Genomic DNA, 18560 nt, shown 5'->3' on the forward strand with positions numbered 1-18560 from the left:
AGCGCTTGAAACGACATAGGTGAATTATATTGCTGTGCTTCAAGAAAAATTACATTAATAATTTTCTTTATTCAGAAATCATTGAATTCGCCTGCAAAATTCATTTTCAAACGGCACATATTGGGGTAATGTAATAGGTGCATCCTATATACTAAGGTGGTGATGATTTGGCCGAAATACCAAAAACAGTAAACCTCCCGTCATCTGAAGATATTTATCTGTTCCATGAGGGCACGAATTATCGCAGCTATACGATGCTTGGCGCGCACATTGCCGTGGAAGAAGGGCAAGCCGGCATTCGCTTTACCGTGTGGGCTCCTCATGCGGCATATGTAGGACTGGCTGGTGATCATAATGGCTGGGATGGAACATTGGACTCCGACTCGTTATATAAGATACCCGATTCAGGATTTTGGAGTCGTTTTTTTCCGGGTATAGAGCCGGGAACTTTTTACAAATACAGGATTCATGGTGCAGATGGAACAAGCTTCCTCAAGGCTGATCCTTACGCGTTCAAAGCTGAGGTACGTCCGGCCACCGCTTCCGTTGTGGCGAATCTGGATGGTTACCAATGGGGCGACGCCGCGTGGCGCCGTAAGAGCAAAGCACCGTACAATGCGCCAATGAACATTTATGAAATGCACTTCGGGACCTGGCGCCAGAAGGACAATGGAGAACTCTATACTTATAGAGAGATGAGCAGCCTGCTGATCCCGTATCTGACGGAGATGAGTTACACTCATGTGGAGTTTATGCCGCTTGCTGAGCACCCGTATGATTTGTCCTGGGGGTATCAGGGAACCGGTTATTTTGCGGCCACCAGCCGCTTCGGCGAACCGCAGGATCTGATGTACCTTATTGATCAGTTGCATCAAGCCGGCATTGGGGTTATCCTCGATTGGGTTCCGGCCCATTTTGCCAAGGATGCCCACGGCCTGAGAATGTTTGACGGTTCGCCGCTGTATGAATACGCCGATCCGATGCTGGCCGAGAAGCCGGGCTGGGGCACACTATCCTTTGATTTCAGCAAACCGGAGATCATATCGTTCCTGATTTCTAATGCGCTTTTTTGGTTTGAGATGTATCATATTGACGGTATGCGTGTGGATGCCGTAACCAGTATGCTGCGGCTTGATTTCGAGAAGCAGCACCATCAGTACACAAAGAACAAGCACGGGGGCCTTGAGAATCTGGAAGCGATCGCGTTCATCCAGCAGTTGAATACGGCGATTTTCCGGTATTATCCGAAGGCTCTGATGATGGCCGAAGAATCCAGTGCCTGGCCTGGCGTAACCTCACCTGTTCATGAAGGGGGGCTCGGGTTTAATTACAAATGGAACATGGGCTGGATGAATGACACTCTTGGTTACATAGAACATGATTTCGGGGCGCGGCCCTACCATCATAATTTGTTGACCTTCCCGATCGTCTATGCCTACGCCGAGAACTATACATTGCCTCTGTCCCATGATGAAGTGGTACACGGCAAGAAGTCGCTGCTGAACAAAATGCCCGGCTCATACGAGCAGAAGTTCGCCGGTCTGCGGGCATTGCTCGGTTACCAGATTAGTCATCCGGGCAAAAAGCTGTTGTTCATGGGCGGTGAGTTTGGTCAATTCATCGAATGGAAGGATCAGGATCAGCTCGACTGGCTGCTGCTGGATTATGAGGCCCACCGCCGGATGCTCGCTTACACGGCTGCCCTGAATAAGCTCTATCTTACGGAAAAAGCGCTGTGGGAGCTCGACCATGACATGGAGGGCTATCAATGGATTGACGCCGATGACAGCGGCCAGAGTGTTGCCTCCTACATCCGCAGAGGGAAGAGGCCTGTGGATACCTTGCTGATTATTATCAATTTCCAGCCGGTGGAACGGCGTAATTACCGGATCGGTGTCCCGCGTCCGGGGACCTATGAAGAGATATTCAGCTCGGAGACCCGCGAATACGGCGGTTCTGGTCTTCATAATGAACCTGTTAAGAGTGAGAAGAAGGAATGGCATAACCAGCTGAACAGCCTGGAGCTGACCCTTCCGCCGCTTGGATTCCTGGTGCTCAAGAAATCCGGACGCAAAACGATTAAATAAACTATTCATATCTATAAGGGGGAAATCTGGATGAAAGTTCTATTTGCTGCAGCTGAAGCCCATCCATTTATCAAAACAGGCGGGTTAGCCGACGTAATCGGTGCCCTGCCGAAGGCGCTTAAGGCTGCCGGAGTAGATGTTCGGGTAATCCTGCCCAAATACAAGGGGATCGCAGAGAAGTATTCCTCCCAGATGGAGCATGTCGCTGTCCTTGAGGTGCCGATCGGCTGGCGCAATCAATATTGCGGGATTGAACGGATTGTCTTTGAGGGAGTTCCTGTATACTTTATCGATAATGAGTATTACTTCGGACGTGACGGCATCTATGGGTATATGGATGACGGCGAACGTTTCGCTTTCTATAACCGCGCTGTGCTTGAATGCCTGCCTGCGATTAACTTCCAGCCTGATGTCCTGCATTGCCATGACTGGCATGCCGCGGTAATTCCGCTGCTGCTGCAGGCGCACTACCGTCACAACCCGTTCTACAGTGAGATGCGTACGGTGTTCACCATACATAATCTCCTGTACCAGGGGGTATTCCCGTATTCGGTACTGGGCGAGCTGCTCGGTCTCGGCGACAGCTATTTCCCTGGCGTAGAATATTACGGGAACGTGAACTATATGAAGGGCGGAATTGTCTACAGTGATCATGTGACCACGGTTAGTCCTACCTATGCCGATGAAATCCGTACACCTTATTATGGATATGGCCTGGACGGCCTGCTGACATCGCGTTCAGATGCACTAAGCGGGATTGTCAACGGGATTGATACCAAGAGCTACAATCCGGCCAGTGATCCGTCTATTTTCACCCGTTACCGTTCCAATCTGGTCAAGAAAGCTGAGAATAAGCTGGGACTCCAGCAGGAACTCGGCTTGCCTGTAGCTCCTTATATTCCAATGGTAGCTATGGTTACCCGTCTCGTGGATTCCAAAGGACTGGATCTGCTGACCCGGGTTCTCGATGAGCTGCTCTACTATGACGATATTCAGTTTGTCCTGCTGGGCACCGGTGATGAGGTCTACGAACGCTGGTTCCGCGAGGCACAGTGGCGTTATCCGACCAAGCTGTCTTCACAGATTCTGTTCAATGATGCCTTGTCCCGCAAAATATATGCGGCCAGCGACCTGTTCCTGATGCCGTCCAAATTCGAGCCTTGCGGCATCAGCCAGCTGCTGGCTTTGCGTTATGGCAGTATTCCTGTAGTGCGTGAGACCGGCGGACTTAACGATACCGTTCATGCGTACAACGAGGAGACCGGAGAGGGCAACGGCTTCACCTTCAAGGACTATAATGCCCATGATATGATGCACACGCTCCGCCGGGCCGTATCGTTCTACCACAAGCCGGAGCACTGGAAAAAAGTAGCGAAAAACGCATTCACGGGTGATTACAGCTGGAATGTATCCGCGCAGCAGTATATTGATATTTATAACAAGATTTCGGATAAAGTTACGGAGTAGAAGGACTATTGTATAGAAAAGGCATTCCCCGATCATGGTGATGGGAGGAATGCCTTTTTAAATTATGTATAGGGATAATAATACTGACTCATACTCACATTCGAAGTACCATTCCACTGCAGTCATGCTGCTCTGGTGAATAAATTGTTTGGTCTTCCAGCTCAAAACCGTACCTCGTATATTCCAGTCGTCAAACCATTTTGTTATTGTGGCTAATCCGTGATATTCAGGTCCGTAACATTCTGTATAGGTGATGTTTGGGTCGAAGATTTGGCTTAATATTGAATTGTTTTTATGAATCCAAGACTGGAAATACTTTTCAATGACTTGCTCACGTTCAATCATAATATCCCCCCTGTTATTGTTGCTATAAGTGTACTACAGAATATCTATCACCCATATGAGATTCTCTATCTAACCGAGTCAAAAAAGGTGATGCTCCAGGCAGCCGATTCTCAGCTTCTGGGACACCACCTTTTATTGTTTACAGTTATCTGTTAGTTACCTCAGCTTAAATTCCGGTACAATATCCGGTACCCATACGGATCAAGCGCAACATTCATCATCCCGCCCTCCGGAACCACATCTTCTCCTGTCAGCGCATCCAGCCAGTCATCGGTTTCCATCGGGTGGCTGAGCGTGCGGGGCTGCAGCGAATTGTTCATCCAGACGGTGAAATGGATCCGCTCATCTGCCCGCTCATAGACGATGCACGGGTCATTCTCACAGGCCTGGAGAATCCGGAAGCGGCCTTCCCGGAGCGCCTTATGTTCCTTGCGCAGTGCGATCATCATCCGGTAGAAATCATACAGCTCACGGTCCTGCTTCGTTTCATCCCATTCCATACATTTGCGGCAGTCCGGATCTTCACCCCCGGTCAGGCCGATTTCGTCCCCGTAATAGATGCAGGGAGTGCCCATGAACGTGAACAGGAAGACGACAGTCAGCTTCAATTTGCGTTTGTCTTCCCCTAGAACGGTGAGCAGGCGGGGGGTATCATGGCTGCCGAGCAGATTGAAGACAACCTCGTTCGTCTGCTGCGGATAACGCATGAGCAGGCTGCCGATCCGGTGGCCGAAGGTGATGCCGTCCATCCCGCCGTTGAAGAATTCCAGCACCGCCCCCGAGAAGGGGTAGTTCATTACCGAATCAAACTGGTCACCGAGCAGCCAGGTTAAGGAATCACTCCATACTTCGCCGACAATATAGGCATCCGGGTTTGCGGCTTTGACCACTTTGCGGAAATCACGCCAGAAGTGATGATCGACCTCATTCGCCACATCCAGCCGCCAGCCATCTACCCGGATCTCCTTGATCCAGTACTCTGCAACTTCCAGCAGGTAGGACTTCACTTCATGATTGGCGGTGTTGAACTTCGGCATATTGCTATAGAAGCCGAATGTATCGTACGTGGGGATACCTTCAACAATCTCAGCCGGAAAAGAATTCATATGGAACCAGTCGCGGTAGACGGAGAATTCGCCTTTTTCCAGAACATCCTGGAAGGGCGGGAATTTGTCGCTGCAGTGGTTGAATACGGCGTCCAGCATGACCCGGATGCCGCGTTTGTGGCATTCTTCTACGACCTTCTTCAGCAGCTCATTATCGCCGAAATGCGGGTCGACTTTTTTATAATCCACGATGTCGTATTTATGGTTGGAGGGGGAGACGAACAGCGGCGTGAAGTAGACGGCATTAATACCCAGCTCCTGCAGATCATCCAGATGATCCAGCACACCTTGGAGGTCACCGCCAAAGAAATTATCGAGCTTCGGTTTGCCGCCCCACGGTTCTGTGCCTTCCGGATCATTCAAAGGATTGCCGTTCGCGAACCGCTCGGTCATGATCTGATAGAACACCGCATCCTTGGCCCAGGTGGGTACTTTGAATAAGTCAATTCCGTGTATATAAGGAAACTCATAGAAGTGGTTGGGCGGCTGCGGACATTCAGTCCGGATGCCGTTGTCGAGCAGATACACCGTCTCCGAACCCTTGCTGACGCGAAAAGTATAGCTGAGGCGCTTGTATTTGGGACGGACTGCCGCTTCCCAGTAGTCGAATTTATCGTCGGAGGCAGCTTTTTCCATTATGATGTCGTAAGAGGTATGCTGCCAATCGTACTTGTCGCCAGTAAGCGCAACTACGTAGTCCACATCATCACGTTTGGTACGCACCCGCAGATGTATGGTTGTGGCATCGTAGGCATAAGCCCATTTATCGCGGGGAACATGGTACATCGCTTCCAGCAGCATGACTTCACCTCCTAAAAGTTTTGTGAGCAACTGCTTCCCGATTACGCTACGCAAAACTCGCTTCGAAAGCATACGCCTAAGTTTTGTGAGCCTATTCACCTTATACGTTAAATAACGCCTACAGCGGCATCTGAACCAGCCCGGTTATTCCGGCGGCAAATGGAGATAGTAAATAGTATATACCTCTTTTCATAGGATGTGCAAAATGGGGGAATAGCAGACCCGGCCAACAGCCTGCAATTAATTCATGAATTTAACAGGCTTTGTCACAAATTTGTCTTTGCATATTCATGCGGAGTGATTTATAATAAATCGGTCAATGGGACTACTTAGAGAAATGAACATAAAGAGAATAGGGGAGACAGACAAATGAACAAATGGGGTAAACTTTCAATGGGACTGCTGCTGGCAGCGGGACTGCTGGCCGGATGCGGCTCTAATAACAACGAGAATAATACCGCAGCAAGCGGAAATACCAATACGGGAACTGAAGCCAAGACGCTGATTCTGGGAACCAGCGCGGATTTCCCTCCGTATGAATTCCACAAAATGGTGGACGGCCAGGATACCATCGTAGGTTTCGATATTGAGATTGCCAAGGATATCGCTGCTGATATGGGTGCGAAGCTTGAGATTAAGGATCTGCCGTTTGATTCCCTGCTGAACGAACTGTCGAGCGGAAGAGTAGATATGGTGATCTCCGGACTCAGTCCGACACCAGAACGTGCTGAAGCTGTGGGCTTGTCCGATATCTACTACAAGGCGGAGCAGGCTGTCGTTGTGCGTGAAGCGGATAAAGATAAATATGCAACGATGGATTCCTTGAAGGGGATCAAGCTGGGCGTTCAGACCGGTTCGATCCAGGAAGATATCGCCAAAGGCATTGAAGGCGCACAGCTGACCTCTCTCGGCAAAATCTCTGAAATCGTACTTCAGCTGCAGTCGAACCGCGTAGAAGCTGCTATTATGGAAGGACCTGTTGCCAAGTCCTTTGTGAAGAATGTTAAGGGACTCGCGATTACCGATGCCAAACCGGAAGTTGAAGATGACGGCTATGTAATCGGTGTGAAGAAGGACAACACAGAATTGCTGGACCAAGTGAATAAGACATTGACCCGCCTGAACTCGGAAGGCAAGATTGATGAGTATGTAGCGGCAGCAAGCGAGCTTGCTGAGAGCAAATAGAACGCGGACCCGTGCACACGGTTAGCCCTGAATTAAGTACAACCCGCAGCCTGCTGCGGGACAATGCTCTACTTTGCAGAAAATGGCGGTGATCCGCTGTTTTCTATTTTTTTGAGAACAGGAGGATTGAAAGGCAATGAGTGTATTTGAACTTGCTTATGATTACCGCAATTTTTTCCTATCCGGTCTGAAGTACACACTGCTGCTCGCGGTGATGGGCGTATTCTTCGGCTTCGTGCTGGGTATCGCGGTTTCGCTGCTGCGGATGTCCAAATGGAGAATTCTGCGCTTTATCGCCACCGCCTGGGTGGAGTTTCTGCGCGGGACGCCAATGCTGGTGCAGCTGTTTCTGATCCACTATGGCCTGCCGGAGTTCGGTATTTCGCTGTCCCCGATCCAGTCGGGTGCGATTACGCTAACGATTAACAGCTCGGCTTATCTGGCGGAGATTTTCCGTGCCGGAATTCAAGGGGTGGACCGCGGTCAGACGGAAGCGGCACGCTCGCTCGGGATGAAGCAGGGGATGACCATGCGTTACATCATTCTGCCGCAGGCGCTGAAGAATGTGCTGCCCGCGATCGGAAATGAATTTATTACCATTATTAAAGAGTCTTCCATTGTATCGATGATTGGGGTGGCTGATCTGCTGTTTGAAGCCAGATCCATTACTTCGATCACCTATGAAGGACTTAGCCCGCTGATCGTGATTGCCGCCATGTATTTTGTGCTGACCTTCACGTTATCCAAGCTGCTGGGCATTCTGGAACGGAGGCTGAATACGGATGATCGAGGTTAAGAACCTGCAGAAGAGCTTTGGCAAGCTGGAGATCCTCAAGGGGATTGATCTGAATATTCACAAGGGCGAGGTTGTTGTAGTGATCGGTCCCAGCGGCTCGGGCAAAAGCACCTTCCTGCGTTGTCTGAACCTGCTGGAGCAGCCAACCGGCGGTGAGATTTCGTTTGAAGGACAATCGATTACAGCCAAAAAGCATGATATCAACGTAACCCGCGAGAAAATGGGGATGGTGTTCCAGCAGTTCAATCTGTTCCCGCATAAGTCTGTGCTGCAGAACATTATGCTCGCGCCCTTGAAGGTGCGGAAACAGCAAGCTTCCGAAGCGGAAAAAATCGCCACGGAGCTGCTCCGCACCGTCGGCCTTGAGGACAAGCGGGATGCGTATCCGGCCCAGCTCTCCGGCGGACAGAAGCAGCGGATCGCGATTGCCCGGGCGCTGGCGATGCAGCCGCATGTGATGCTGTTCGATGAGCCTACCTCGGCGCTTGACCCGGAGATGGTCGGTGAGGTGCTGGAGGTTATGAAACAGCTGGCAGTAGACGGTATGACGATGGTCATTGTGACGCATGAAATGGGCTTTGCCCGTGAAGTCGGCGACCGGATCCTGTTCATGGATGGCGGGGTTATCGTAGAGCAGGGGACCCCGGCAGAGGTGTTCGGCAATCCCAAACACGCCCGTACCCGTGATTTCTTGAGCAAAGTTTTATAAAATTCCTGGAACGGCCGCTGAAAATTCCTTCAGCGGCCGTTTTTGTGAGGGAATTAAATTTTGGCGGAGCGTGAAATGGGTGATATAGTATACAAATGATCAATCTACTTGAAAGGGAGTACATACAGATGAGAGATGATCTTTGCCGGATAGGCATTATTGATATTGGTTCCAACTCCATACGGCTTGTAATTTATGATACGACGCAGGCAGGCGGCTACAAAATTATTAAGGAATGCAAATACTCTGCCCGTCTAAGTGAGAAAATTACCAAGGAAGGCAGACTGGAGAAGAAGGATATGGATACGATTATTCCTGTCCTCCACCAGTTCAAAGAGATTTGTGATGATTTCGAAGTGGATAATATCCGCGCAGGAGCTACCGCCGCAATCCGCAACGCAGCCAACTCCGCCGAGATTATAAGCTATCTGTCTGAAGCGTCATCCATCCGGATTGAAGTAATCAGCGGGCATCAGGAGGCTTATTTCGGATTTCTCGGGGTCATCAATGCCTTTGATATTCAGGACGGCTTCGTCATTGACATCGGAGGCGGAAGCACGGAGGTCACCTTGTTCCGCGGACGGCGTTATCAGCACAGCATCTCTTTCCCGTTCGGTGCAGTCAATACGAACCTGATGTTCAGCCAGGGCGGCAACTGGAACGCTGATCAGGTCCGTAAGCTGCAGCTATACGTTACCGGCAGGCTGGTAGAGCATGATTGGCTCACTACGGGCAACGGGCTTCCGTTATATGGACTCGGCGGAACGCTGCGTTCACTCGGCAAGCTGGACCAGAAGAACCGGGAATATTCGCTGCCGAACTCCCATGGCTACGTGCTGGAAGGGGAGACCATAGAGAAGTTCATGGAGACATTGCCAGCGACTCCATATGAGAAGCGCAAGGATCTGGATGGTTTATCGAAAAGCCGGGGAGATATCATCGTGTCCGGTCTGGTTATTTTCCATACGGTGTACCATTATATCGGGGCCAGCCGTGCTGTAATTAGCGGGGAAGGCTTGCGTGAGGGTATGCTGCATGATCTGCTGAAGCCGGAGCAGCCGGTCCGTGACAGCGCGCTGGAGTACAGCCTGGATACCATTATCCGCTTTGATATCCGTACCTCCAAGCGGCATCTGGATCATATCTATAAGCTGGCGCTCGGCCTGCTGGGGGCTTTTGAGAGGGAAGGTGACCGGGAGGAGCATGAGATGCTGATCTACGTGGCGATTATGCTGCACCGTACCGGCTCCAACATTAATTATTATCAGTCCAAGCGGCATACCCGCTACTGGCTGATGAATTCCCCGATCCGCGGCCTGACCCACCGGCAGCTGATTCTAAGTGCGTACATTGCTTCCTACAGCACCAAAAGCCGGAAGCAGAAATTGTCCCAGATGCATAAGGACATTTTGCTGGCTTCCGACGAAGAGTGGATTCATAAGCTGGGTACGCTGGTGCAGTTAAGCATTGCCCTGGACAGCACCGAGATCGGCATTGTCAGCGGGGTCAATACCCGGCTGCATAACAATACGCTGGATCTGGAGCTGCAGGGCGGACAAGTTCTTATCGGGCTGGAGGACATTGAGAATGCGCTCAAAGCCTTCAGGAATGCTTGGTCGGTGAAGGTAAAGCTCGGCTTCCCTTCCAGCGGGTAACATTCATAGCAGCGAACTGGCTCCGGAACGGGGCCTTTTTGTCGTCCGCCCGTTCGTAATAACCGTTAGGCTGCAGGAAGCTGGATTTCACATTATCCATCAGCGACAGGTCCAGTATTTTGACGATCTGCTTGCGGATGCTGCTGTCCTTCACCGGACACATCAGTTCGATCCGCCGCGTCAGGTTCCGGGTCATCCAGTCCGCACTGGACAGATAGACCTCCGGTTTGCCGCCGTTCTCGAAATAATAGATGCGTGAATGCTCCAGGAAACGGTCGACAATACTGCGGACTGTAATCCGTTCGCTTAATCCTTCAATGCCCGGACGCAGACAGCAGACACCGCGTACAATCAAATCAATCGATACACCGGCCTGTGCTGCGCTGTACAGGTTGTCGATGACCTCCTGATTGGACAGGGAGTTCATCTTGGCGATGATCCGTGCCGGTCTGCCGGCAGCAGCATGTTCTGCTTCGCGCAGGATCAGCTTCTGGAGCGACAGGCTCATATTGGTCGGTGCCACTATGAAGGAGTTCCAGTTATAGTTGGCAGAATAACCGGTCATCTGGTTGAACAGCTCCGAGGCATCCAGGCCGATCTCATGATTGGCGGTGAACAGGCTAAGGTCTGTATACGCCTTGGCCGTGCTGTCATTATAGTTACCAGTCCCTACATGCACATAACGGCGCAGCTCAGGGCCTTCCTGACGGACAATCAGCGTGACCTTGGCATGGGTTTTGAGACCGACAAGGCCATAGACCACGTGGCAGCCGGATTGCTCCAGCTTACGCGCCCAGGCAATGTTGCGTTCCTCATCAAATCTGGCTTTCAGCTCCACAACTACCGTAACCTGCTTACCTGATTCGGCGGCATTGGCCAGGGCGGTGATCAGCGGGGAGTTCCCGCTGACCCGGTACAGGGTCATTTTGATCGCCATAACCTGCTCATCTTCGGAAGCCTGAATGATGAAGTCCGTCATAGCATCGAAGGATTCATACGGATGATAGACCAGCACATCACGTTCGCCAAGTACCTCGAAGAAGTCCTCATTCTCCTCGAATTCCGCCGGATAGAGCGGCTCGATCGGTGCATGATGCAGGTAGCTGAAGCCCTTGACGCTGCCGGCGAACCCCCGCAGGAAGCTGAGATCTAGCGGCCCCTCAATTTCAAACACGAAATCCTCAAGCTCGAATTCGGCCTGCAGCTGCTCCAGGGCATAAGGGTGAATCCCCTTCTGTACTTCAAGACGGGCAGGGACGCCGCGGCGGCGTTTGCGCAGCTCTTTCTCAATCTCCTCCAGCAGATCCTCTGCGCCTTCCTCATCAATGGTCAGATCGGAATTGCGGGTCAGGCGGAATTCACTGACAGCTACAGGATCATACCCGCTGAACAAGGTCTGGATATGCTGGCGGATCACATCTTCAATGAAGACAAACTGCCGTTTCTTACTGTTGGAGCGGTGGGGCAGCGGGATACAGCGCGGCAGATTCGACGGAATCTGCAGGATTGCGAAATAAGGCTCTTCTTCCTGGCTGTTCTTGCGTGTCAGCACTACTGCCAGATAGATGAACTGGCTGTGCACAAGCGGAAACGGACGGCTCTGATCCACGGCCATCGGCGTTAAGACTGGATAGATGATATCACGGTAATATTGTTCAATGGATTGCTCCTGGGCATGCGTGAGGTCCTTGTAATCAACGAACACGATCCCTTCCTTGTGCAGACTCCGGGAAATGTCCTTGAAGGTACGGTATTGGTCGGCGATGATTTTGGTGACCCGTTTGATCAGACGCTTGTACAGGCCGGAAGGGGTGTAGCCGGTGAAATCCTTTTTGGTATAACCCGCCCGGATCTGATCCTGTATGCCCGCTACCCGTACACTGATGAATTCATCCAGATTGCTGGACACAATCGCCAGGAATTTGGCCCGCTCCATAAGCGGGTTCTCCGGATCCTGTGCTTCGGCAAGGACACGGCGGTTGAATTCAATCCAGCTCAAATCGCGGTTCAGATAGGCTGTTGCGGGACTGGTGTGGTTGTTTTTTTTCTCTTCTGCATTCACGTTCATTGACCCTCCAAGTTATGCTTCAGTCTCTACATTATCTATCGTATTCTATCATTCTACTATTTGCCAAAGGGAGAAATGTTAAAACTGTGTAAAATTTTCGCGAAAACTTAAAAAAGATTGCTGGAACCACGATAATTCTAACGATAAATATTAAGAATATGTAATAATTAACCCGATGAAAACGCTGTATATAGGCAAAATATTTCCAAACGTAACAAAAACATAGCCATTGGTTACAAAGTTGTGATATATTCATAACTGTTAGTTTACAAAGCACCGCAATTCCAGAGACCTGGCAACAAAAAAGTACATAGGTCCAGCGTTATCTTGGCGTCACTGGCGGAGCGTATCCGTTATATCCTGGACGCCCACTAATGAAGGAGGCTATTTAATGAAAATCAAGTTCGGAGCCATCACAGCCCTGGCTGCTGTACTGGGACTCGGCACATTGCTCCAAGCCGCCCCTGTTCAAGCTGACAGCGTACATATCGCTGGAGAAGCAACTACCTTTTATACGCTGTCCAATCATTATGACATCAGCGTAGAAGAACTCATGAGCGCAAATCCGCAGATTTCTGCAAGCAACATCTATCCGGGTCTTAAGCTTGCCATTCCCGGCACTGTTCAGGCCAAAACGGTAGCAGTCACAGAATCGGCAGCCGCCGCAGTTGTAACTAACGCAGACTTGTCAGCACTGAGTGTGGAGCCTGCATCAAACACCGTTCAAGCCTGGGGCAAAGCTTATACTTATGCCAAATCCATACAGGTAAAGGCTTCGGCCTATTCCTCTGCTGCCAGTGAGAATGGTAAATGGGGAGCGGTTGATTATTTCGGTAATGCGCTTAAGCTGGGAACGATTGCAGTCGACCCTAGTGTCATTCCGCTGGGTACCAAGGTTCTCGTTACCGGATATTCTCATCCGGGTCTCCCGAAGCAGGCATTCCTGGCGACCGCCACTGACATGGGGAGCGCGATCAAGGGCAACCGGATTGACATCTTCATTCCCGGCAGCCAGAGCTTTGTAGCCGATTTCGGCTATCAATATGTACAGTTGTATATTATTCAATAACCCGATAAATGTATAGCTGCACCATTTACCAAAGGAAACAAAACCCGGCCGTTCTCCGGCAGGTTTTGTTTCCTTTTTTAATTTATAAAAGGTTTCAAGCTATAATTTATCCCTCGGCTTCTATTTGATATACTGGCTCACCGGTGCATCAGCCGGTTCATTTGCTTTTGCTGACTTCGAACATTTGCGGAACAGTCACGAAGCTATACCCGCGTTTGCGCATAATGCTGATGACTTCCGGAAGCGCCTGTATGGTACCCTGCAGATTGCTGCCCCGGCCGCCGCCGCCGTGCTGGAGTATAATTGCGCCTTTTCCGGCCCTGGAGAGGATGTTGTTCCGCACCTGGGTCTTGGATAAGCCTCTCCAGTCCAGGGAGTCGACGTTCCAGTTCACCAGCTTGTAGCCGTGGGCTCTGGCCCATTTCAGCTGCTGCTCACTGATGTCACCGTACGGGGGACGGATCAGCCGCGGTTTGTAGCCCGCAAGAGCCTGGATAATATTCTCGGTACGGATAATCTGGGTGCGGAATTCATTCATCCCCAGCTTGCCGAATTCGGGATGATTGTAGGAGTGGTTGCCGATCGCATGGCCTTCCCGGATGATCCGCGCAACCAGACCGGGATGTTTCTCGGCACGGCTGCCGACCACGAAAAAGGTGGCCTTGACATTATATTTATGGAGTACATCCAGCAGCTGCGGAGTAAAGCGCGGATCAGGCACATCGTCAAAGGTCAGGGCAATGATCTTGCGCCGCGGACCCTGGGTCTTGATCGTATCCGGATATTTGCGCAGCAGCTGGCTTAGAGAAAGTCCTTTATTTCTTTTGTGGCGCCGGGCTGAAGACTGGGAGGCGGTGGAGGCGGTGGAGCCGGCTGGAACAGCAGGATCTTCTTCCATAGAGACATTCGGCCCGGCGGAGGCTGGAGCGGATACAGAAGCAGACGCAGCAATCGGGAAGATGCTGGGCAGGATCACTATTATTATGAAGATAAGGAGCAAAACGCGGCGGATTCTTGCCAACTTCATGGGTTACGCCTCCTCTGATCACACAGCTGGATATTTTGAAATACAAGGGTTGTTATTCCCAGCCTTTGCGAATTTATGCTGTCAGCATGTGAATCACCTAAAGATTTAACCTGTCCGTAAATACGTGTATACTTAATGAATACGGGGGTAAGCCCGCCAAATGATGAGAGAAACGGGAAGGATGGAGACAAGAATGACAGATTTGTTTGCACCTTATGAATTGAAGGCCCTCACTTTGAAGAACCGGGTGGTTATGCCGCCGATGTGCCAATACGCAGTTGAGAAGCAGGATGGGATTCCGACGGACTGGCACTTTGTGCATTATGTCAGCCGCGCTGTCGGCGGTACCGGATTTATCATCGTAGAGATGAGCGGGATTCATCCGGATGGAAGAATTACCAATCAGGATACGGGGATCTGGGAGGACGGACAGATTGCGGCGTTTAAGCGGATAACAGAGGCTGTTCATGCCCAGGGTGCCAAAATCGCCATCCAGCTCGGACATGCCGGCCGTAAGGCGGTGGATGCCAATCCCCCGGTTGCGCCTTCAGCGATCCCGTTTGATGCACATTCCCAAACGCCCCGTGCGCTGACGCGGGACGGGATTGCAGAGATGATCGGGGCATACCGGGATGCTGCACGCCGGGCGGTCGAGGCCGGATTTGATACCGTTGAGCTGCATGGAGCCCACGGGTACCTGATCCACCAGTTCCATTCCCCGCTATCCAATGTCAGGGATGACGAGTACGGCAGCGATCCCGCGCTGTTCGGTGAGCAGGTAGTGGAGGCGGTGCGTGAAGTGCTGCCGGCGGAGATGCCGCTTCTAATGAGAGTTTCCGCTAAGGAATATGTAGAAGGCGGATATAATGAAGCTTACGCGCTGGAGTTCTGCCGCCGCTACAAAGCTGCAGGAGTAGACATGTTCCATGTATCATCCGGCGGGGAAGGCCCGATCGGCTCTAATGGAGGTCCTAATGCAGGACCGGCATATCAGGTAGAGCTTGCAGAGTACATACGCAGCGGATTGCAGGTACCGGTGATAGCTGTCGGCCGTCTGGAATCCTACGGGGAGGCCCAGGCGGTAATTACCGAAGCGAGGGCCGAACTTGTGGCTGTCGGCCGGGGGATGCTTAGTGATCCGTACTGGGCTTTGCATGCGGAAGGAGCGCTCGGAGGGGTACATCAGGACAATTTGCCTAAACCTTATATGCGCGGGATTTGGAACAAGAAATAGAAGGCTGTGATTGTGAAGTATGTCACAGATTTTAAGCTCCTTCTAAGGCATGGTTAATAAGATTAAATTTGAAGGAGCTTGATAACGTGGCGACGGTGATAAGTAACGAGCGGCTTGGAGACGGAGTATACCACCTGGTGGTTGAAGGAGGTAACGGCGGTGCGATGGGTCAATTCTACATGCTGCGGGCATGGGGAGCCTATCCGCTGCTGTCCAGACCGCTTAGCATACATCAGGTGAATGACAGCGGTGTTGATTTTTTGTATCACGTAGTAGGGGAAGGCACGGAGATTCTTGCCGGACTGAAGCCGGGAGACAAGCTTGAACTCGAAGGGCCATTCGGCACCGGCTTCCCGCATGTGGAAGGTAAGGTCGCGTTAGTAGGCGGGGGCATTGGAATTGCTCCGCTCTATTACTGCGCCAAGGAGCTTCCGGAGAGTGACATCTACCTCGGCTTCAGCCGGGAACCTTTTCGTACCGAAGCCTTCCGTCCGCTTGCTGCCGAGCTAACCGTCGATGTGGGTGGCCACATTCTAGACAGCGTGGATTTCACGGCCTATGATCACATATTTGTCTGCGGTCCCCATCCCATGCTGAAGGCGGCACAGCTCAAGGGCATAGCTGCGGAAACAGCCGGCAAGCGTCCTGACGTATATCTGTCGCTGGAGAACCGCATGGCCTGCGGCATCGGTGCCTGTCTCGTCTGCAGTGTATCCTGCAAGGATGGACAACGGAAGGCCTGCGCGGACGGCCCCGTCTTCCTGGCTGGGGAGGTGCTGTTCCATGATTAATACAACTGCTACTATTGCCGGTGTTCATTTCAAGAACCCGATTGTTATGGCTTCGGGCACGTTTGGCTTCGGCCGTGAATATGGCAAGCTCTATGATGTGTCCCTGCTTGGCGGAATCTCCGGCAAAGGGCTGACGCTCCATGCCAAAGCGGGAAATCCCGGTGTACGCGTGTATGAGACAGCTTCGGGCATGCTGAACAGTGTAGGACTTGAGAATCCGGGAGTGGAAGCCTTCCTGGCCAAGGAGCTCCCATATTGGGAGACACTGGACACGGCGCGTATCGTGAATCTGGGCGGCAACACGCTGGCTGATTACGTGCTCGGCGCCGAGCTGATCCAGCGCGATGCGGATGCCCGCCTGCTTACAGGCAAACCGGCAGTGGATATGATCGAGCTGAACATCTCTTGTCCGAATGTGAAGGAAGGCGGCATCGCCTTCGGCGTGAAGACTCCGGCAGCGCTTGAGGTTGTCCGGGCAGTTAGAGCAGCAACCCGTCTTCCGCTGGCCGTGAAGCTGTCGCCGAACGCCGAGGATATCGCAGAGATGGCTGAGATGTGTGAGGCTGAGGGAGCGGATGCCGTCTCACTGATCAATACGATCTCAGGAATGAAGATTGATGTGCGCCGCCGCCGCAGTGTATTTAATAATCTGTATGCCGGTCTGTCTGGACCTGCCATTAAGCCTGTAGCCTTGCGGATGGTGCATCAGGTATCCAAACGAGTATCCATTCCGGTTATCGGGATGGGCGGCATCACCTCAGCTACCGATATTATTGAATTCATTATGGCCGGGGCAGCCGTCATTCAAGTAGGAACGTACAACTTCATGAATTTACGGGCCGGCAGTACGCTTGTCGAAGAACTGCAGCAGTTTATGGCTGAAGAGAATATCAGCTCGCTGGATGAAATCCGCGGTATTGTATAGCTGGAAGGCTGATCCTGCGATTCTGCATAACTTTTTTGCACAGCCTGAGAGATCTTCACTTGCCATGGTTAATATAATGGGTAGGGGGAATTCTGTTATGACATCCGATCAGCCGCATCCTGATGACATTGAGCTGTCTGAAATCACGGTTGGCCGTGACCTGCTGCTGCTAATTACCGGAGGTGTCCGTCATATCGGTGCGGCAAGCACCGCTTATATGGATGGTGACACTGCCAGGGTCATGACTTCAGCGGTCCCGCATCATAAAGAGCATACGATCAGCGAATCGGTTGCACTCCGGGCAGCAGCAGCGCTGAACCGGACAGTCACTGTTGTAATGGGAATTCATTATGACAATCTGACCAAAGAGGGCATTATGGAAGTCGTAAATATTGTGAATACCAAAGTGGACCAATATTTATTGCAGAAGGTTTAACAATTTTTGAAACGATAGTGGCACTCCCTGCGTAAAAGATACCAAATGAGCAACTAACTTTTATTTTGGAGGAATGAACCATGTCTATATTTAAAAGATTGCGTGATCTGACCATGTCCAATGTGAATGCGATTATTGATAAAGCGGAAGACCCGGTCAAAATGACCGACCAATACATTCGTGATATGACCGAGGATCTGGAAGATGCGGAGAAAGCGGTAGCTGCCCAGATCGCTATTGAGAAGAAGTTCAAGCAACTGTACGAAGAGCAGGAAGCACTGGTGAACAAGCGTAACCAGCAGGCACACGCTGCCGCACAAGCCGGTAATGCAGATCTGGCCCGCCGTGCATTGGAAGAGAAGAAATCGGCTGAAGCCAAGCTCGTAGAGTACAAGACCAGCTTCGACCAGAACAAGGCTTCAGCGGACAATCTCCGCGGCAAGCTCGAAGAAATGCGCAAACAGCTTACACAGATGAAGAACAAACGTGAGACCCTTGTTGCCCGTTACAACGCAGCGAAGGCGCAGACTGAAATCAACAAAGCCATGAGCGGATTCAGCTCCGATTCGGCTTCCGCCGGTCTCAAACGGATGGAAGACAAGATGCTTCAGGCAGAAGCGCAGGCAGAAGCCAGCAACGAGATGAGCTCCGGCAACAAATCGCTGGATGATGAATTCGAGAAGCTGGGTAAAGACCAGGCGGTTGAGGATGAGCTGGCTGCATTGATGAAGCAGTACGACAAACAATAATATATTGGCATAAGCCGGAGTTCAGGCGGTTGTCCACAGGCGAAGGGGAGACAGAACTAGCGGTTTCTCCTTCGCCTTATCTTTGTCTTACCTGGAAGGTAATCTGAACA

At 51.4% G+C, this 18560-nt stretch carries 16 protein-coding genes; 12 read left to right on the forward strand and 4 right to left on the reverse strand.

Annotated elements, in window-relative coordinates; translation table 11 throughout:
• Nucleotides 1–167 precede the first annotated feature (167 nt).
• Together glgB and glgA are read left to right on the forward strand one after the other, a co-directional pair.
• Nucleotides 168–2087, forward strand: a complete 1920-nt coding sequence (glgB, locus tag MHI42_RS00300; protein ID WP_342422310.1) for a 1,4-alpha-glucan branching protein GlgB — start codon at nucleotides 168–170, stop codon at nucleotides 2085–2087.
• A 30-nt stretch (nucleotides 2088–2117) separates the two neighbouring features.
• Nucleotides 2118–3554, forward strand: coding sequence for a glycogen synthase GlgA (glgA, locus tag MHI42_RS00305; protein WP_171715932.1), 1437 nt, complete (start codon nucleotides 2118–2120; stop codon nucleotides 3552–3554).
• A 57-nt stretch (nucleotides 3555–3611) separates the two neighbouring features.
• Here glgA and MHI42_RS00310 read toward each other — a convergent pair whose 3' ends face one another.
• Both MHI42_RS00310 and MHI42_RS00315 read right to left on the reverse strand, forming a co-directional pair.
• Nucleotides 3612–3899, reverse strand: coding sequence for a hypothetical protein (locus MHI42_RS00310; RefSeq protein ID WP_342422311.1), 288 nt, complete (start codon nucleotides 3897–3899; stop codon nucleotides 3612–3614).
• 161 nt (nucleotides 3900–4060) lie between these two features.
• Complete coding sequence (locus MHI42_RS00315) at nucleotides 4061–5806, reverse strand: alpha-glycosidase (protein ID WP_342422312.1); 1746 nt, start codon at nucleotides 5804–5806, stop codon at nucleotides 4061–4063.
• Between the two features lie 369 nt (nucleotides 5807–6175).
• On the opposite strand from MHI42_RS00315, the gene MHI42_RS00320 reads away from it, so the two are divergent.
• The 4 genes from MHI42_RS00320 to MHI42_RS00335 all read left to right on the forward strand — a co-directional run bounded on the left by MHI42_RS00320 (nucleotide 6176) and on the right by MHI42_RS00335 (nucleotide 10151).
• Nucleotides 6176–6991, forward strand: coding sequence for a transporter substrate-binding domain-containing protein (locus MHI42_RS00320; RefSeq protein ID WP_342422313.1), 816 nt, complete (start codon nucleotides 6176–6178; stop codon nucleotides 6989–6991).
• Nucleotides 6992–7127: 136 nt separating this feature from the next.
• Nucleotides 7128–7787 (forward strand): amino acid ABC transporter permease, encoded by a 660-nt coding sequence (locus MHI42_RS00325; protein ID WP_342422314.1) that lies wholly within the window; start codon nucleotides 7128–7130, stop codon nucleotides 7785–7787.
• The gene (locus tag MHI42_RS00330; RefSeq protein WP_039299084.1) at nucleotides 7774–8496 is read left to right on the forward strand and encodes an amino acid ABC transporter ATP-binding protein; all 723 of its coding nucleotides are present in this window, start codon (nucleotides 7774–7776) and stop codon (nucleotides 8494–8496) included. The genes MHI42_RS00325 and MHI42_RS00330 overlap by 14 nt, the downstream gene beginning before the upstream one ends.
• 128 nt (nucleotides 8497–8624) lie before the next feature.
• Complete coding sequence (locus MHI42_RS00335) at nucleotides 8625–10151, forward strand: Ppx/GppA phosphatase family protein (RefSeq protein ID WP_342422315.1); 1527 nt, start codon at nucleotides 8625–8627, stop codon at nucleotides 10149–10151.
• Here the strand turns inward: MHI42_RS00335 and ppk1 are convergent.
• A complete protein-coding gene (ppk1, locus tag MHI42_RS00340) occupies nucleotides 10099–12219 on the reverse strand; it encodes a polyphosphate kinase 1 (protein WP_042137801.1) in 2121 nt (706 codons plus the stop codon). The genes MHI42_RS00335 and ppk1 overlap by 53 nt on opposite strands.
• Nucleotides 12220–12610: 391 nt before the next feature.
• Between ppk1 and MHI42_RS00345 the strand changes: the two genes are divergently transcribed.
• Entirely contained in the window at nucleotides 12611–13288 is a 678-nt protein-coding gene (locus MHI42_RS00345; protein ID WP_039299072.1) for a 3D domain-containing protein, read from the forward strand.
• A gap of 157 nt (nucleotides 13289–13445) precedes the next feature.
• Here the strand turns inward: MHI42_RS00345 and MHI42_RS00350 are convergent, their stop codons facing one another.
• Nucleotides 13446–14315, reverse strand: coding sequence for a polysaccharide deacetylase family protein (locus tag MHI42_RS00350; RefSeq protein WP_342422316.1), 870 nt, complete (start codon nucleotides 14313–14315; stop codon nucleotides 13446–13448).
• A 193-nt stretch (nucleotides 14316–14508) separates the two neighbouring features.
• Between MHI42_RS00350 and MHI42_RS00355 the strand changes: the two genes are divergently transcribed.
• From MHI42_RS00355 to MHI42_RS00375, 5 genes are all read left to right on the forward strand, one after another.
• A complete protein-coding gene (locus MHI42_RS00355; protein WP_342422317.1) occupies nucleotides 14509–15549 on the forward strand; it encodes an NADH:flavin oxidoreductase/NADH oxidase in 1041 nt (346 codons plus the stop codon).
• An 86-nt stretch (nucleotides 15550–15635) separates the two neighbouring features.
• Nucleotides 15636–16340 carry a dihydroorotate dehydrogenase electron transfer subunit gene (locus MHI42_RS00360; protein ID WP_342422318.1) on the forward strand — a complete coding sequence of 235 codons (705 nt, stop codon included), beginning with the start codon at nucleotides 15636–15638 and terminating at the stop codon, nucleotides 16338–16340.
• The gene (locus tag MHI42_RS00365) at nucleotides 16333–17265 is read left to right on the forward strand and encodes a dihydroorotate dehydrogenase (protein WP_042137792.1); all 933 of its coding nucleotides are present in this window, start codon (nucleotides 16333–16335) and stop codon (nucleotides 17263–17265) included. Before MHI42_RS00360 ends, MHI42_RS00365 begins: the two co-directional genes overlap by 8 nt.
• Nucleotides 17266–17362: 97 nt before the next feature.
• Nucleotides 17363–17701 carry a hypothetical protein gene (locus MHI42_RS00370; protein WP_342422319.1) on the forward strand — a complete coding sequence of 113 codons (339 nt, stop codon included), beginning with the start codon at nucleotides 17363–17365 and terminating at the stop codon, nucleotides 17699–17701.
• Nucleotides 17702–17781: 80 nt separating this feature from the next.
• On the forward strand, nucleotides 17782–18450 hold the full coding sequence (locus MHI42_RS00375) for a PspA/IM30 family protein (RefSeq protein WP_039299055.1): 669 nt from the start codon (nucleotides 17782–17784) through the stop codon (nucleotides 18448–18450).
• Nucleotides 18451–18560 lie beyond the last annotated feature (110 nt).

The sequence above is a fragment of the Paenibacillus sp. FSL E2-0178 genome (assembly GCF_038593005.1).
Taxonomy (GTDB): domain Bacteria; phylum Bacillota; class Bacilli; order Paenibacillales; family Paenibacillaceae; genus Paenibacillus_AQ; species Paenibacillus_AQ phytohabitans.

What these genes read in the sequence shown, in the direction of transcription:
- glgA (WP_171715932.1), top strand. Translation starts at nt 2,118, where the DNA reads ATGAAAGTTCTATTTGCTGCAGCTGAAGCCCATCCATTTATCAAAACA.
- MHI42_RS00310 (WP_342422311.1), bottom strand. Translation starts at nt 3,899, where the DNA reads ATGATTGAACGTGAGCAAGTCATTGAAAAGTATTTCCAGTCTTGGATT.
- MHI42_RS00315 (WP_342422312.1), bottom strand. Translation starts at nt 5,806, where the DNA reads ATGCTGCTGGAAGCGATGTACCATGTTCCCCGCGATAAATGGGCTTAT.
- MHI42_RS00320 (WP_342422313.1), top strand. Translation starts at nt 6,176, where the DNA reads ATGAACAAATGGGGTAAACTTTCAATGGGACTGCTGCTGGCAGCGGGA.
- MHI42_RS00325 (WP_342422314.1), top strand. Translation starts at nt 7,128, where the DNA reads ATGAGTGTATTTGAACTTGCTTATGATTACCGCAATTTTTTCCTATCC.
- MHI42_RS00330 (WP_039299084.1), top strand. Translation starts at nt 7,774, where the DNA reads ATGATCGAGGTTAAGAACCTGCAGAAGAGCTTTGGCAAGCTGGAGATC.
- MHI42_RS00335 (WP_342422315.1), top strand. Translation starts at nt 8,625, where the DNA reads ATGAGAGATGATCTTTGCCGGATAGGCATTATTGATATTGGTTCCAAC.
- ppk1 (WP_042137801.1), bottom strand. Translation starts at nt 12,219, where the DNA reads ATGAACGTGAATGCAGAAGAGAAAAAAAACAACCACACCAGTCCCGCA.
- MHI42_RS00345 (WP_039299072.1), top strand. Translation starts at nt 12,611, where the DNA reads ATGAAAATCAAGTTCGGAGCCATCACAGCCCTGGCTGCTGTACTGGGA.
- MHI42_RS00350 (WP_342422316.1), bottom strand. Translation starts at nt 14,315, where the DNA reads ATGAAGTTGGCAAGAATCCGCCGCGTTTTGCTCCTTATCTTCATAATA.
- MHI42_RS00355 (WP_342422317.1), top strand. Translation starts at nt 14,509, where the DNA reads ATGACAGATTTGTTTGCACCTTATGAATTGAAGGCCCTCACTTTGAAG.
- MHI42_RS00365 (WP_042137792.1), top strand. Translation starts at nt 16,333, where the DNA reads ATGATTAATACAACTGCTACTATTGCCGGTGTTCATTTCAAGAACCCG.
- MHI42_RS00370 (WP_342422319.1), top strand. Translation starts at nt 17,363, where the DNA reads ATGACATCCGATCAGCCGCATCCTGATGACATTGAGCTGTCTGAAATC.
- MHI42_RS00375 (WP_039299055.1), top strand. Translation starts at nt 17,782, where the DNA reads ATGTCTATATTTAAAAGATTGCGTGATCTGACCATGTCCAATGTGAAT.